The organism is Pseudarthrobacter sp. NamE2, from assembly GCF_005796205.1.
In the GTDB taxonomy this organism is placed as follows: domain Bacteria; phylum Actinomycetota; class Actinomycetes; order Actinomycetales; family Micrococcaceae; genus Arthrobacter.
Window position 1 is genome coordinate 212,885 of record NZ_VAHN01000004.1, and the last position, 13,658, is coordinate 226,542.

14 protein-coding genes and 3 pseudogenes are annotated in these 13,658 nt (G+C 67.7%); 13 read left to right on the plus strand and 4 right to left on the minus strand.

Features of this window, described 5'->3' with window-relative positions; genetic code table 11:
- Nucleotides 1–125 precede the first annotated feature (125 nt).
- From FDW83_RS07315 to FDW83_RS07330, 4 genes and pseudogenes are all read left to right on the plus strand, one after another.
- On the plus strand, nt 126–503 hold the full coding sequence (locus FDW83_RS07315; protein WP_138137002.1) for a helix-turn-helix transcriptional regulator: 378 nt from the start codon (nt 126–128) through the stop codon (nt 501–503).
- Nucleotides 504–547: 44 nt separating this feature from the next.
- Nucleotides 548–787 (plus strand): annotated as a pseudogene (locus FDW83_RS07320) (winged helix-turn-helix domain-containing protein); the annotation flags it as partial.
- Nucleotides 784–1,523: pseudogene (locus FDW83_RS07325) on the plus strand (cation diffusion facilitator family transporter). The pseudogenes FDW83_RS07320 and FDW83_RS07325, both read left to right, overlap by 4 nt.
- Before the next feature lie 42 nt (nt 1,524–1,565).
- The gene (locus FDW83_RS07330; RefSeq protein WP_138137004.1) at nt 1,566–2,063 is read left to right on the plus strand and encodes a universal stress protein; all 498 of its coding nucleotides are present in this window, start codon (nt 1,566–1,568) and stop codon (nt 2,061–2,063) included.
- Here FDW83_RS07330 and FDW83_RS07335 read toward each other — a convergent pair.
- Both FDW83_RS07335 and FDW83_RS07340 read right to left on the minus strand, forming a co-directional pair.
- The gene (locus FDW83_RS07335; RefSeq protein WP_138137007.1) at nt 2,057–2,623 is read right to left on the minus strand and encodes a hypothetical protein; all 567 of its coding nucleotides are present in this window, start codon (nt 2,621–2,623) and stop codon (nt 2,057–2,059) included. The genes FDW83_RS07330 and FDW83_RS07335 overlap by 7 nt on opposite strands.
- Before the next feature lie 114 nt (nt 2,624–2,737).
- Nucleotides 2,738–3,244: a DUF4188 domain-containing protein gene (locus tag FDW83_RS07340; RefSeq protein ID WP_138137009.1), complete on the minus strand. Its 507-nt coding sequence runs from the start codon at nt 3,242–3,244 to the stop codon at nt 2,738–2,740.
- An 80-nt stretch (nt 3,245–3,324) separates the two neighbouring features.
- Between FDW83_RS07340 and FDW83_RS07345 the strand changes: the two genes are divergently transcribed.
- Both FDW83_RS07345 and FDW83_RS19730 read left to right on the plus strand, forming a co-directional pair.
- Entirely contained in the window at nt 3,325–3,903 is a 579-nt protein-coding gene (locus FDW83_RS07345; protein WP_240720885.1) for a TetR-like C-terminal domain-containing protein, read from the plus strand.
- Nucleotides 3,904–4,099: 196 nt separating this feature from the next.
- Nucleotides 4,100–4,279 (plus strand): annotated as a pseudogene (locus FDW83_RS19730) (DUF2382 domain-containing protein); the annotation flags it as partial.
- Between the two features lie 60 nt (nt 4,280–4,339).
- Here FDW83_RS19730 and FDW83_RS07355 read toward each other — a convergent pair.
- Entirely contained in the window at nt 4,340–4,750 is a 411-nt protein-coding gene (locus FDW83_RS07355; protein ID WP_240720886.1) for an STAS/SEC14 domain-containing protein, read from the minus strand.
- A gap of 142 nt (nt 4,751–4,892) precedes the next feature.
- Here FDW83_RS07355 and FDW83_RS07360 point away from each other — a divergent pair, with 142 nt between their 5' ends.
- From FDW83_RS07360 to FDW83_RS07370, 3 genes are read left to right on the plus strand one after another with little or no spacing between them, the layout of a single operon-like run.
- The gene (locus tag FDW83_RS07360; protein ID WP_138137013.1) at nt 4,893–5,915 is read left to right on the plus strand and encodes a 3-oxoacyl-ACP synthase III; all 1,023 of its coding nucleotides are present in this window, start codon (nt 4,893–4,895) and stop codon (nt 5,913–5,915) included.
- On the plus strand, nt 5,909–8,575 hold the full coding sequence (locus FDW83_RS07365) for an alpha/beta fold hydrolase (RefSeq protein WP_138137015.1): 2,667 nt from the start codon (nt 5,909–5,911) through the stop codon (nt 8,573–8,575). Before FDW83_RS07360 ends, FDW83_RS07365 begins: the two co-directional genes overlap by 7 nt.
- Nucleotides 8,572–9,552 (plus strand): NAD(P)-dependent oxidoreductase, encoded by a 981-nt coding sequence (locus tag FDW83_RS07370; RefSeq protein WP_138137017.1) that lies wholly within the window; start codon nt 8,572–8,574, stop codon nt 9,550–9,552. Before FDW83_RS07365 ends, FDW83_RS07370 begins: the two co-directional genes overlap by 4 nt.
- A gap of 248 nt (nt 9,553–9,800) precedes the next feature.
- Here FDW83_RS07370 and FDW83_RS07375 read toward each other — a convergent pair whose 3' ends face one another.
- Nucleotides 9,801–10,616, minus strand: a complete 816-nt coding sequence (locus FDW83_RS07375; RefSeq protein WP_138137019.1) for a PrgI family protein — start codon at nt 10,614–10,616, stop codon at nt 9,801–9,803.
- Nucleotides 10,617–10,824: 208 nt separating this feature from the next.
- On the opposite strand from FDW83_RS07375, the gene paaA reads away from it, so the two are divergent.
- From paaA to paaD, 4 genes are read left to right on the plus strand one after another with little or no spacing between them, the layout of a single operon-like run.
- Nucleotides 10,825–11,835 carry a 1,2-phenylacetyl-CoA epoxidase subunit PaaA gene (gene paaA / locus FDW83_RS07380; protein WP_138137021.1) on the plus strand — a complete coding sequence of 337 codons (1,011 nt, stop codon included), beginning with the start codon at nt 10,825–10,827 and terminating at the stop codon, nt 11,833–11,835.
- Nucleotides 11,832–12,272: a 1,2-phenylacetyl-CoA epoxidase subunit PaaB gene (gene paaB, locus FDW83_RS07385; protein ID WP_138137023.1), complete on the plus strand. Its 441-nt coding sequence runs from the start codon at nt 11,832–11,834 to the stop codon at nt 12,270–12,272. The genes paaA and paaB overlap by 4 nt, the downstream gene beginning before the upstream one ends.
- Complete coding sequence (gene paaC, locus FDW83_RS07390) at nt 12,269–13,129, plus strand: 1,2-phenylacetyl-CoA epoxidase subunit PaaC (protein WP_138137025.1); 861 nt, start codon at nt 12,269–12,271, stop codon at nt 13,127–13,129. The genes paaB and paaC overlap by 4 nt, the downstream gene beginning before the upstream one ends.
- Nucleotides 13,126–13,653: a 1,2-phenylacetyl-CoA epoxidase subunit PaaD gene (gene paaD / locus FDW83_RS07395; RefSeq protein ID WP_138137027.1), complete on the plus strand. Its 528-nt coding sequence runs from the start codon at nt 13,126–13,128 to the stop codon at nt 13,651–13,653. The genes paaC and paaD overlap by 4 nt, the downstream gene beginning before the upstream one ends.
- Nucleotides 13,654–13,658: the final 5 nt, after the last annotated feature.

A 13,658-nucleotide genomic window follows, 5' to 3' on the forward strand; every position in this document is an offset into this window, starting at 1 on the left:
ACAGTAGTGCATTGAGATGCACATGTGTACACAATCGCGGGCGTGTCTAGGATAGGGCTGCAGAGCTTTTCGGGCTCGTCTGCGCACCTTTGAGGGCGTAGGGGCGCATCAGTGTGGGGGACTGAATGGACAAGAGCACGTCGCAGGCAGTGGCCGGGGAATCAAGGGTGCCTTCGCTTGTCCATGAGGTGGCCGTGAGCCCGCAGCTGTTGGAGGCGGCGGCCGCAACGCTGCGGATGCTTGCCGAGCCCACCCGCCTGCACCTGCTCTGGCAGCTTGCCGATGGCCCCAGGAGCGTCACCGAGCTTACTGCTGCCGCAATCGTTCCGCGGACTGTGGTCAGCCAGCATCTGGCCAAGCTCCGGCTGAGCGGGCTGGTGAGTACCCGGCGGAGCGGCCGGCATGTCATCTACTCGCTCCATGACGGGCATCTGGTCCGGCTGATCCGCGAAACCATCAACCATGCCGACCACCGCCTCAGCGGCGAGCCGCCGCACCGCTGACCCTGCAGCTCCTGACGATGGCCGGCGCCCGCTTTGTACAGTGTTCCGACGCCCCGTCCTATCCTTCGGAACTTGCCGATGCGCTTGGTGTGTCTCGGCAGAGCATGTCCAATCACCTGACGTGCCTGCGCGGCTGCGGTCTTGTGGTGGCGGTTCCCGACGCGCGGCGGACCCGATATGAGCTTGCGGATGCACGGCTGGGCCACGCGATCAAGGACCTGCTCGGCGTTGTCCTTGCGGTTGATCCGGCGTGCTGCGCCCCTGACGGGGAGTGCATCGCATGACCGCGCTGTTGCATGCGCCAAGCCCGGAACGCCGGGCCGTGCTGAACCGCCGCATCCGGTTGTTCGCGGCCGCAACCATCACCTACAACGTCATTGAAGCCGTCGTGGCGCTCTGGGCCGGCAACGTCGCGGATTCTGCCGCATTGATCGGTTTCGGGCTGGACTCGGTCATCGAGGTGGCGTCTGCCCTGGCGCTGTCGTGGCAGTTCTCATCGAAGAATCCCGAACGGCGTGAGCACCTGACGCTGCGGATCATCGCCATTTCATTCTTTGCCCTCGCCGCATTCGTGGCCATGGACGCCGTGCGGTCGCTGATGGGAGGGGAGGAAGCCCGGCACTCGATCCCCGGCATCGTCATCGCGGCGTTGAGCCTGGCGATCATGCCCGTACTGTCGTGGGCACAACATCGGGCAGGCCGGGAACTGGGTTCCCGGACGGCCGTGGCCGATTTCAAGCAGACCCTGCTGTGCACATACCTTCCGCCGTACTGCTCGTCGGCCTGATCCTGAACAGCACCCTGGGCTGGTGGTGGGCCGATGCCGGCGCAGCCCTGGTCATCGCAGGCATCGCAGTCCGTAAAGGAATCAATGCCTGGCGTGGTGATGCCTGCTGCGCCCTTCCCCGCGCCGGCCAATCCGAGGGCCATGGCGGGGAAGATGACTGCTGTGAGCCCGCACCGGACGGCAGCAGCGCGCCCGGGGGGATGTGTTGCCGGGAGCCCGGTTTTCGCGGATGATGTGCAGCGGCGGGGGTACGTGCCGGCAGAGGGAGGCGCGCCGTGGCTTACACCGGACAGCTGATCCTTGGCGTCCCGTGGACGGTTCCGCCTGTGCTGGTACGCGCCGGTGCCGAACTGGCTGACGCACTCGGGGTTCATCTGGTGTGCGCCTACGTGGATCCCGCCAGCGTCCTCACGGAGTGGGAACCGTACCGCATCCGGACGGCGGCATCGCTTGACCCCGTGGTGAATGAGGAGGCCCTCTACCCGGCCAGCGGGGTGCGCGCCGGCCTCACTGAAATTCTTGGCCCGCAGGGAACAGCGTGGTCCTTCCGCGAGCTGCATGGCGATGTGGCCGCTGCGCTCGCACGGCTGGCCGACAGCACCGGCGCCTGCATGCTAATGGTCGGCAACGGACGGGACGGCCCGCTGGCCAGGTTCAGCAGGGCATTGGAGTTGGGGGTGGCGGACAAGCTTGCCCGGTTCCAGGGCAGGCCGGTGGTCGTGGTCCCCGAACACACCAGGGCCAGGCGGACGGGGAACCGGTCCACTCAGTGAAGTAGGCGGTGCCCGGCGGCGGTACGCCCCAGTTCGCCCAGGTAGTCGGCCAGGGCAACAGGTCCGTTTCCGGGGCCGGCGATCACCAGGTCCCCGTGGCGGGTGAGGACCAAATCCTCGCCGCGGGGTTCCTCGGCTGCCCGCACGGCATCGATGAACTGCTCATAACGGTCGGCCAGGCTCGGGCAGCTGACGGGCATCAGCCTGTGTACGCCGCCGATCACTTCAACGGGGTGGTTGCGGACCATCCGGCCCGACCCGTCCAGCACCACCTCGGCAACCGCCAGCCGGGGCACGGAACCGGAGCGGCCGCCGTCGTGCGTCAAACTGCCCAGCACATAGGCGGGCGCCCAGTGCCTGCCGTGGGGGTCGGTGACGGGCACGGGCTGCAGCCCTGCTGCCCGGAGTGAGGCCACGATGGTTCCAACAAGTTCGGCCAGGCGGGGTTCCACGCGGGTCCGCAGCTGTTTTCCCGACGCTGGCAGCAGGTGCACCAGGGGCGGCGGGGGCGGGGCGGAGATGTTGCGGTGGAAAGCACGTGCGAGAAAGCCACTGGCCATTCCGGTCTCCTGTTCCTGGCCCCGCTGCTGAAGCAATGGAACAAGGGTGCGGCATGCCCGGGCGGACTGTCCAGCATCGGGAGCCCCAAGAAATGCACACGCACGGAAGGGGGATTAGGGGGTTTCGCCCGCAGTCCGGCCGGCGAACTTCCCCATCCGCTGCTTCGCCGTATTGGTGCCGGCCCCGATGGGCACCTGCGCCGTGGCTTTGGCCAGCCCAAACAGTGGCATCCCGCTGTAGACGGTCTCGATTCCGCTGGCCGGAACCTGGTACGTCTCGTGCCAGATGCCCACGTCCCCGGACCCCGAAAGTTCCTTCATAAAACGGCGCCACGGCTCCAGGTGCGGAGCGTCCCGGTCCGCCGCGAACCTGCGCAGGTGTTCCGGGCTTTCCCAGTAGCTGACCATCATGGTGGTCCGCCCGAACCACTGCTCAAAGCCCAGCATCCCTGAATCCGGATTGGCCGAGAGATGGCGGAGCATCCGGGGCATCGCCGACGCCACCTGCAAGACCTTGCCCGCACGCCACCACCGGTTCGCCCGCATCCCGATGAGGAACACGGTCACGGAGTCCCGCCCGGGATCTGCAGTGTATCGGCCGGGAAAAATTGTCTGTTCCATGGGGAGGCCTTCCGGAGGATCTTCGAACGACATGATTTCGTAACGGTGTTACAAAACAATGTTATGAAATCATGGAAAGCATGGCAAGACCCGTGGTTCACACCGATTCCCTCCGCTCAGAGCTCCTTGCCGTCGCGGCGGAACTGGTGGACCGGGAGGGTCCGGCGCGGGTCACGCTGCGCGACTTGGCGGCGGCGGCCGGCACCTCAACCAGTGCGGTGTACTCGCTGTTCGGCGGGAAGTCCCAGCTCCTCACCGCCGTGGTGGATGACGGGTTCCGCTCCTTCCGCGACTCCCAGGCGGCAGCGTCCGACGGCGGGCTCCGCGGCCTGGGCGTTGCGTACAGGGAGTGGGCGCTGGGCCACCAAGCCCTTTACCGGCTCATGTTCGGCGGCGCCCTGGCGGCCTACACCGACTGCCAGCCCACCCCGGAGGTGGCGGCCGATGCGATGGGCCCGCTTAAGGAGGCGGTCGCCGCCGCGCAGTCGGCAGGCGCGCTCCTGCCCGCCCCGGTGGAGGTGGTTGCCGTGGCCATCTGGGGCCAGGTCCACGGACTGGTGAGCCTCGAACTGGCGCAGGTGGGACCGCCGGACACTAACTGGGCGGCGGCCTATGACGCAGCCCTGGATGCGCTGGGCCGGGGCTGGGCTGCGCCCTAAACGGGCAATTACCCGCCACCCCGCCTTGCGCCATCAGTAGCAAGTATGCTTACCATCTAGTTAGTAACCCTACTTACTAACTTGAATGGTCGGGTTCACAACCAAAGGAACGGTCACATGAAAAAACTGCTCTTCGCTCTGCTTCCCGCCGTCATCAGCCGGGTACTGCAGGCCAGGAAGGCAAAGCAGGCACGCGCTGGCCAGGTGCGACCGCCGCGGAACCGCTTCTAAGGCTTGTCCACGGCAGCGGGAAACATGGACGCACCGCGCGTCGCAGACCGGCAAGGCGCAGCTGCGCAAGTACGTAGTCACCGAGAACGTCACCACCACCGTTCCGGTTGAGCGCGACGAGGTCCGCATCAAGCGCGGGCCCATCACCGCCGCCAACGGTCCGTCCTTCCTTTTAGGGAGGGCGGGCCGTTTGGGTGCGGAAGGTTCAGCGCGCGCCGGCGGCATCCTGCAGCAGCCAGTCCACGGCTTCGCACTTGTCGGTGAAGAACCGGGTTGGGCAGGGATGGGTGTTCGGGCCGCGGAAGTCCGCGAGCACGCGGTCCACCGGGTTGCTGCCCAGCAGCGCGATCCGGGATGCGGCGCTTGGGTTGGAGAACGCGGCGCGGCCGGCGTGGCTGACGGTCTTCACTCCGGTCATTTCCACCAGCAGGGGCCGGCCCCTGCCGTGGCAGACATCGTTGACCAGCGCCATGGCGGCCTGGATGTCCGCTTCCTCCAGGCCGACCCCGGGCTGCCAGAACAGGTACAGAATCCCGTCGCGGCGGAGATCCAGGGTTCCCTTGCCGCCGTCGATGATCAGGGTCTCCACGGACAGGAACTCTACCAACAGGACCATTGCGGGGCGTCTTTAGGTGACGGTGCCGCGCGCCACGAGGTGCAGGAACTGCGTCCGTGAAAGCATAGTTAAGCTTTCGGGCCGCCATTTATGGGTACGGGCACCGCATTGCAGTAGGACGGATACGGACAGGGGCTTGAATTTGGCAGGGAATGCGACCTTCCGGCACATCAACGCCGGGCTGCTTTCGGTAAGCAGCGTCGAAGCTCCACGGATCGTCAGTTCCACCGAGTTCGACCGCAGGCTGGCTCCCACCCTGCGGCGGCTGAAGTTCCCGCCGCGGCTCCTGGAGCGCGTTGCGGGCATTACGCACCGCCGCTGGTGGGCGCCCGGAACATCCTTCGACGACGCCGCCATCGAGGCAGGTGCCAAGGCCCTGGCCGAGGCGGGCATCGAAGCATCCGAGGTCGGCCTGCTGATCAACACCTCGGTGACCCGGCGCAACCTGGAGCCGTCCGTCGCGGTGAGGATCCATCACGGACTCGGCCTGCCGACGTCGGCGATGAACTTTGACCTGGCCAACGCGTGCCTGGGGTTCGTGAACGGCCTGACCCTGGCGTCCAGCATGATCGATTCCGGCCAGGTCAGGTATGCCATGATCGTCAACGGCGAGGATGCAGAGGCAACGCAGGAGGCCACGCTCGCCCGGCTGCAGCGGCCGGAGACCACGCGCGAGGACTTCAACCGCGAGTTCGCCACGCTCACCCTGGGCTCCGGAGCCGCCGCCGCCGTCCTGGGCCCGGCGGACCAGCACCCCGGCTCGCACCGGATTGTGGGCGGCGTGATGCGCGCCGGAACCGAACACCACGAGTTGTGCGTGGGCGGCATCGACGGCATGAACACGGACACCAAGGGACTGCTCGACGGCGGCCTGCAGCTCGTTCTCGACGCCTGGCATGAAGCGCAGCCGGAGTGGGACTGGGCGGCCATGGACCGCTATGTCACGCACCAGGTGAGCAACGCCTACACCCAGGCGATCATCGACGCCATCAACCTGGATCCGGACAAGGTGCCCATCACGTTCCCGCACTGGGGCAACGTGGGTCCGGCGTCACTGCCCATGACGCTTGCCGCCGAAGCGCAGTCGCTGGAGGCCGGGGACCGCGTGCTGTGCATGGGCGTGGGCTCCGGGCTGAACACTGCCATGATGGAAATCGTTTGGTAGCCGCTGGCTGGCCCGGAGTGGACCCGGAGTGGTCCCGCACGGTGGATGTGCTGTCCACGTCCGGCACAGACCAGCCGGGAACCGTCCGCCGCTGGCATCTGCTGGACAACGGCGACCAGCTGTCCCGCCTCGACCTTACCCCGGCCAGCACCCTCCTCTGCGTCCACGGCAACCCCACCTGGTCCTACCTGTGGCGGACCCTGCTGGCGGCGGGATCAGATCCGGCCCATCCGTGGCGCGTGATTGCGGCGGACCAGCTGGATATGGGCTACTCCGAGCGGACCGGGACGTTCCGGCGGCTGGCGGACCGGATCAGCGACCTCGGCGACCTTACGGAAGCACTGGGCCTGGAGGGGCCCGTTGTGACGGTGGGCCATGACTGGGGCGGGGTCATCAGCCTTGGCTGGGCGCTGGCGCACCCGCAGCAGCTCGCCGGCGTCGTGCTGACCAACACGGCCGTTCACCAGCCCTCCGGCTCCGTGATTCCGCCCGCTTTGCAGCTTGCCCTGCACCCCGCCGTGCACAAGTGGGGCACCACGACGTCGGACGCCTTCCTCCGCGTGACGCACGCACTGGCGCACCCGCCGCTGCCCTCGGACGTCCGCAAGGCGTACATGGCCCCGTACCGGGGTGCGCACCGCAGAGGCGGGGTGGGGAACTTTGTTGCCGACATCCCCGTGGACGCGTCGCACCCCAGCTTTGCCGCGCTCACCGGCGTGGCCGAAGGGCTGCGCGGGCTGACGGTCCCGGCGCTGATGCTCTGGGGACCCCGCGATCCGATTTTTTCCGACCGGTACCTCAAGGACCTTCTCAGCCGGCTGCCGCACGCGGACGTGCACCGGTTCGAGGGCGCCGGGCACCTCGTGGCGGAGGATCGGGACATCGCGGCGCCGGTTTTCCAGTGGCTTGCCGAACTCTTGACCGAGAGCACACCTGCTTCGGACGGCCAGCGTTCGGAGGGAGTCAGCGAACCAACCAACTTCCGCCCGCTGTGGGACCTGTTGGAACAACAGGCCGCAGGCCCCGGCGGAGCAGAAACCGCCGTCGCGGAGATGGCGCCGGACGGCACCGTTGCCCGCTCGCTCAGCTGGCAGCAGCTGGACAGGAACATCCGGGACCTCGCCGCCGGACTCGGCGAAACCGGAGTAAAAAAAGGCAGCCGCGTGAGCCTGATGGTTCCGCCCGGCGTGGACCTGACAGTGGCGCTCTATGCCTGCCTGCGGCTGGGTGCCGTGGTGGTGGTGGCCGACGCCGGGCTGGGAACCAAGGGCCTGAGCCGCGCCGTGAAGGGGGCCACCCCTGACTTCCTTATCGGCATTGACAAAGCCCTCGCCGCCGCTTCGGTGCTCGGCTGGCCCGGACGGCGGATCAGCGTGCGGGACCTCGCGGCCGCCCGCCGCCGCGCATTGGGCGTGGAAACCTCCCTCGCAGCCCTCGCCCGGCAGGGTCAAGGCGCAAGCCAGGAACCGCCGTCGTACGCTCCTGGTCCGGACGCCCCGGCCGCCGTGCTGTTCACCTCCGGGTCCACCGGCCCGGCAAAGGGCGTGCTCTACACGCACCGGCAGCTGGCCGCCATGCGGGACACCGTGGCCGAGACGTTCGGGATCCGTCCCGGAGCCAGGCTCGTGGCGGGTTTCGCCCCGTTCGCCCTGCTGGGACCGGCGCTTGGAGCGGTGTCGGTGACGCCGGACATGGATGTCACCGCGCCCCGCACACTCACGGCCCGGGCGCTTGCGGACGCCGCCGCGGCCATCGACGCCACCGTTGTCTTCGCGTCGCCGGCGGCCCTCCGGAATGTCCTGGCCACCCGGGACAGCCTCAGCCGGGCAGGGCAGCAGGCGCTGGGGAAAGTGGAACTGCTCCTGTCGGCCGGCGCGCCCGTCCCGGAACCGCTGCTGGCGGAGGTGCAGCGGTTGCTGCCGCAGGCGTCGCTGCACACGCCGTACGGGATGACGGAGGCCCTGCCGGTCACGGACATCAGCCTCGAACAGATCCAGGCCGCCGACGCCGATGCTGCCGCCGGCACCGTGCCGGGCGCCGGCAACGGGGTGTGTGTGGGAAGGCCCGTGCACGGGGCGCGGGTGGCCGCGGTCCCGCTGGCGGCGGACGGCACCGCGCCGGGTTCGCAGCCCGTGACGGACGCCGGCGTGACCGGGGAAATCCTGGTCAGCGCGCCGCACGTGAAGGAGGCCTACGACAGGCTCTGGCTGACGCAGGCAGAGAGCGCGGGCATCCCCGGTTGGCACCGCACCGGAGACGTGGGCCATTTCGATGCCGCCGGCCGGCTCTGGGTGGAGGGCCGCCTTGCCCACGTGGTGACGGCGCCCGCTGCCGCGGTGACGCCTGTGGCCGCGGAGCAGGCGATCGAACGCCTGGACTCCGTCCGGCTGGCCGCGATCACCGGGGTGGGGCCGGCGGGCACCCAGGCGGTGGTCGCCGTCGTCGAGACTGTGCCTCCCGTTCGTAAGGCGGGACCGGCCGAACCACAACTCGCCGGACAGGTCCGTCGCGCCGCCCGGGACGCCGGCGTGGACGTGTCCGCCGTGCTGGCAGTCCCCGCGCAGCCCACCGACATCCGGCACAACGCCAAGATCGACAGGACCCGCCTCTCCCGCTGGGCCACGCGGGTGCTGGCAGGCGGCCGGCCGGGCACGCCATGAGGGTCCTGGTCACCGGCGCGAGCGGCATGCTCGGGCGGGAAGTGGCGCGGCTGCTGGTGCGCCAGGGCCATGACGTGACAACGTTCCAGCGCCGGCCCGCAGGGGTCGACGGCGCCGCGGACGTTTGCGGGTCCGTCACGGATGACCGGGCGGTACAGGAAGCCGTCCGTGGCGCCGAGGGCGTCATCCATTTGGCCGCGAAGGTCTCGTTCACGGGCCGGGCCGCGGAGTTCGACGAGGTGAACGTCCAGGGTACCCGCCGGCTGCTCCAGGCCGCCCGCGCGGCCGGGGTCCGGGACCTGGTGTTCGTGTCCTCGCCGTCCGTGGCCAATTCCGGTGCCGCCATCGCGGGGCTGGGCGCGGAGCCGGCGGACCCGGAACATGCCCACGGGGACTACTCCCGCACCAAGGCGGAGGCTGAACTGCTGGCGCTGGCAGCCGATGCCCCGGAGTTCCGGGTGGCGGCGGTGCGCCCGCACATCGTCTGGGGTCCGGGCGATACGCAGCTGGTGGAACGGGTCCTGGACCGCGCCCGCCGCGGCCGCCTGCCGCTGCTCGACGCCGGCGCGGCCCTGATCGACACCACCTACATCGACAACGCCGCGTCGGCGATCGCCAGGGCGCTGTTCCGGATGGACCACATCCATGGCCGGGCCCTGGTGGTGACCAACGGCGAGCCCCGGCCGGTGGGGGAGCTGCTCGCTGGCATCTGCGCCGCGGGCGGTGTCCCTGCGCCGCGGTGGGCTGTGCCGGGTGTGATGGCGCGGGCGGCCGGGGCGGTGGTGGAAAAGGCCTGGACCTGGGCCGGACGCACCGAAGAGCCGCCAATGACCAGGTTCCTCGCCGAGCAGCTGTCCACCGCGCACTGGTTCGACCAGCGCCAGACCCGCGAGCTCCTGGACTGGACGCCCGCCGTCTCGTTGGACGAGGGCCTGGCGCGGCTGGCGGAGCACTACGGGGGCGAGCCGCCGGCCTGAGTTTTCGCTGCGCAGATTCCCTGGCGCTCCCCGGATACGGGCGCGTCAGAGAACGTGCGCGTCACCGGCGAATTTGCGCCTCGGGAACGGCAGAAAACGTACGACGGCGGCTCGCGCCGGTGCGCCGCTAGCTCACTGCCGGCCAACTTCCTGCGGCGAAACCGTATCGCGGAACTCTTCGGCGACAAGCTCTCACCGGGTCCGGGTCGGCATCAAAGCTCACCACGATGCGACTGTTACCGAAGTGCTCAGTCTCCTGGCTGTTCGACCGCTCCCGAATCCGAGAGGACCTCCGGCTCCGAATTTTTTCCGGTTTCGGGGGCTGGCTCCTGGCTTTGGTCGCTTTCGGATGTGATGTCCGACGGGGTGTCGCTGGTTTCGTTCGCCGCTGGTTGTTCAGTTACAAGCGGGCTGCTGTCGCCGCCATTGGGGGTGCTGTTCGACGCCGTGTCATCGTCTGCGGTAATGCCTCCCTCAACCTGCGTTGGCACCTGCCCCTCGTTGTCAGACGAGTTGTCTGCCTCGCCGGAGTTGGTCGGAGTGCCGGTCAGTGCTTTACCCAGCGTTGTCGTGTGCTTGGCGGCCCCGTCGTCGATGCTGGACGTTGCCGAGACAAGGCTGGAGATGGGCTGATTGGTTCCGAATTCCACAGCAGTGAGCCCGACCATCGCGAGCACGAACGCCGCGGCGCTGACGGCCCCGAGCTTGATCCAGGTCCTGGTCGTGAAACGTTGACCCGCAGGCTCCCGTTGGAAGTTATAGCTCGCAGGCGCAGCGTCGGCGGCCGTAAAGTCGCCGTCGTCGGGCAGCGTGCGGTTCCTGTTTCGCTGAGGCATCTTGGTGAGTGCCATGGTGGCGGCAGAACTGAGTGTTCGGGCGTAGAGAGCGGCACCCACGGTCGCGATTATGGAGCCGAGTGCTGCACCAATAAGTGTTCCCGCAACACCCAGGAAGGATCCCACAAAGGCGGAGGTCACTGCGGCTAAAGCCGAGCCAATAGTTTGGGTGCCGCTTAGTCCAAGGAACTGTTTCGGCTTGTCATCGGTAACGGAGTCGGCAGGCATAAACACACACACTTCAGTCGGAAAAGGTTACGAACAGATAACGATACTAGCAGTGGTGGGTTCCTAACCCTTGGCTGGTCCGCAGTTAGCAAGGCCAGCTCGTCGCGGGGGGAGGGCGCTTGACGGTGCTGCGGGCTTTTGCATATCCTGAACGAACGGTCGGTAAATAATTCCGCACGTCCCAGAAGGTCATTGCATAGGAGCAACCATGGCAGCGCAGAACCTGCAGTCAGTGCCCGCTGAGCCCACGGCCGAGCAGCGCCAGGAGCAGGCGGACCGGGAGGGTCAGGCCTACTTCGACCGCATCATGGCCGAGGACTCCCGCATCGAGCCCAAGGACTGGATGCCGGCGGCCTACCGCAAGACCCTGCTCCGCCAGATCAGCCAGCATGCGCACTCCGAGATCATCGGCATGCAGCCCGAAGCCAACTGGATCACCAGGGCCCCCAGCCTCAAGCGCAAGGCGATCCTCATGGCGAAGGTCCAGGACGAGGCCGGCCACGGGCTCTACCTCTACTCCGCCGCGGAAACGCTCGGCCACACGAGGGACGAGATGATGGACGCCCTCATCGCCGGCAAGGCCCGCTACTCCAGCATCTTCAACTACCCGGCACTCACCTGGGCGGACATGGGCGCCATCGGCTGGCTGGTGGATGGGGCGGCCATCTGCAACCAGGTCCCGCTGTGCCGCGCCTCGTACGGTCCCTACGGCCGCGCCATGGTCCGCATCTGCAAGGAAGAGTCCTTCCACCAGCGCCAGGGCTTCGAGATTCTCCTGGAGCTCTCCAACGGCACGCCCGAGCAGAAGCAGATGGCCCAGGACGCCGTGAACCGCTGGTACGCCCCGTCCCTGATGATGTTCGGCCCGCCGGACGACGATTCCCCCAACTCCAAGCAGTCCATGGCCTGGAACATCAAGCGCTTCAGCAACGACGAACTGCGCAGCCGCTTCGTCGGCATGATGGTGGAACAGGTCAAGGTCCTGGGCCTCACCCTCCCTGACAGCCAGATCCGCTATAACGAGGACACCAAAAAGTGGGAGCACGGCCCCCTCGACTGGAACGAGTTCCAGGAAGTCCTCGCCGGCCGCGGCCCCTGCAACGCCCAGCGCCTTGAGCGGCGCAGGGAAGCGCACGACGACGGCGCCTGGGTCCGCGAGGCAGCGGCGGCTTACGCAGCAAAACAGTCAGCAAGGATGCAGAAGGAAAACGCAGCATGAGTCCCCACGGCAACCCGGAAGAGCCGGCCAGTTCGGCAGCAGAGATCAAGCGTGAAGCGCCGAAGGTTTCCACAGGCTCAACCAACGATTCGGTGATTGAGCCTGTCGAAATCAAGAGCTCAACCACCGAGGTTTCGACAAGCTCAACCACCGGTAGAAGCGGTTGGGGGCTGTGGGAGGTTTTTGTCCGGTCGAGCCGCGGGTTGAGCCACGTCCACGCCGGATCTCTGCATGCACCGGATGCCGCCATGGCCCTCCGTAATGCCCGTGACCTCTACACCCGCCGGAACGAGGGCGTCTCCATTTGGGTCGTCCCCGCAGAGGCCATCGCCGCCAGCGACCCCGACGCCAAGGGCTCCTTCTTCGAGTCGCCCCAGGGCAAGGACTACCGGCACGCCACGTACTACACCAAGAGCGAAGGGGTAAAGCACCTGTGAGCGAAGCCAACGCCAGCGCCACCCGCATCACCCCCGGCAACGCGCTCCGCCCGGAGGATATCGCGCTCGAGGTCCGCACCGGCCTGGCCAAACCGTCGGAGGACATCGCCGAGTACGCCCTGCGCCTGGGCGACGACGCCCTGATCCTCGCCCAGCGCCTGGGCCACTGGATTTCCCGCGCGCCGGAGCTGGAGGAGGACATCGCCCTGGGCAACATCGCCCTGGACCAGCTGGGCCACGCCCGCAGCTTCCTCACCTACGCCGGCGGCGCTATGTCCAATGAAGACGGCACGGCCAAGACCGAGGACGACCTGGCCTACTTCCGCCGCGAGCACGAGTTCCGCAGCGTCCAGCTGTTCGAGCAGCCCAACGGCGACTTCGCGGTGACCATCGCCCGGCAGTTCATCGTGAGCTACTACCAGTTCGAGCTTTACCGCCGCCTCACCGAATCCACGGACCCCACCCTGGCCGCCATCGCCGCCAAGGCCGTGAAGGAAGTGGACTACCACCGGGACCACAGCGCCCAGTGGGTCCTGCGCCTGGCCGGTGGCACCGAAGAGTCAAGAACAAGAATGATTCACGCCCTGCGGCTGATGTGGCCGTATGTCGAGGAGCTCTTCCGCGACGATGACCTGGTGATGCGCCTCGCGGAGGCGGGTGCCGCCGTCGTACCTTCCTCGCTGCGGGGAGACTTCGACAGGCTGACCGGCGAAGTCCTCAGAGAAGCCGAACTCGAGGTGCCGGACGTCCCGCCCGCACCCGGCGGCGGCCGGCAGGGCAGGCACTCGGAACACCTGGGCTACATCCTCGCCGAAATGCAGGTGCTGGCCCGCGAACATCCCGGAGCAACCTGGTGACACCCACGTACATCTCGGACTTTGAAACCCGGACCCGGACGCCAAAGCAAAAGGCGTGGGACATCGCCGCCACCGTGTGCGATCCCGAGATTCCGGTGCTCACCATCGCAGACCTGGGCATCCTGCGGGACGTCCAGGTGGGACCGGACCAAGGAATCACGGTCACCATCACCCCCACGTACTCGGGCTGCCCGGCCATGGACGCCATCCGGGACGACCTCAAGGCAGCCTTCGCCAAGGAGGGGTACACGGACGTGCAGGTGGACCTGGTCCTCGCCCCGGCCTGGACCACGGACTGGATGACGGCCGAGGGCAAAGCCAAGCTGGAGGAGTACGGGATCGCATCGCCGACCGGCTTGGCCACAGCAAACAGGGGCCCCGTCAAGCTGAAGATGGCCGTCAAGTGCCCGCAGTGCTCCAGCCTGAACACCAAAGAGCTCACCCGCTTCGGTTCCACCTCCTGCAAGGCCCTGTATGTGTGCCAGGACTGCAGGGAACCGTTCGACTACTTCAAGGTCCTGTAAGGAAG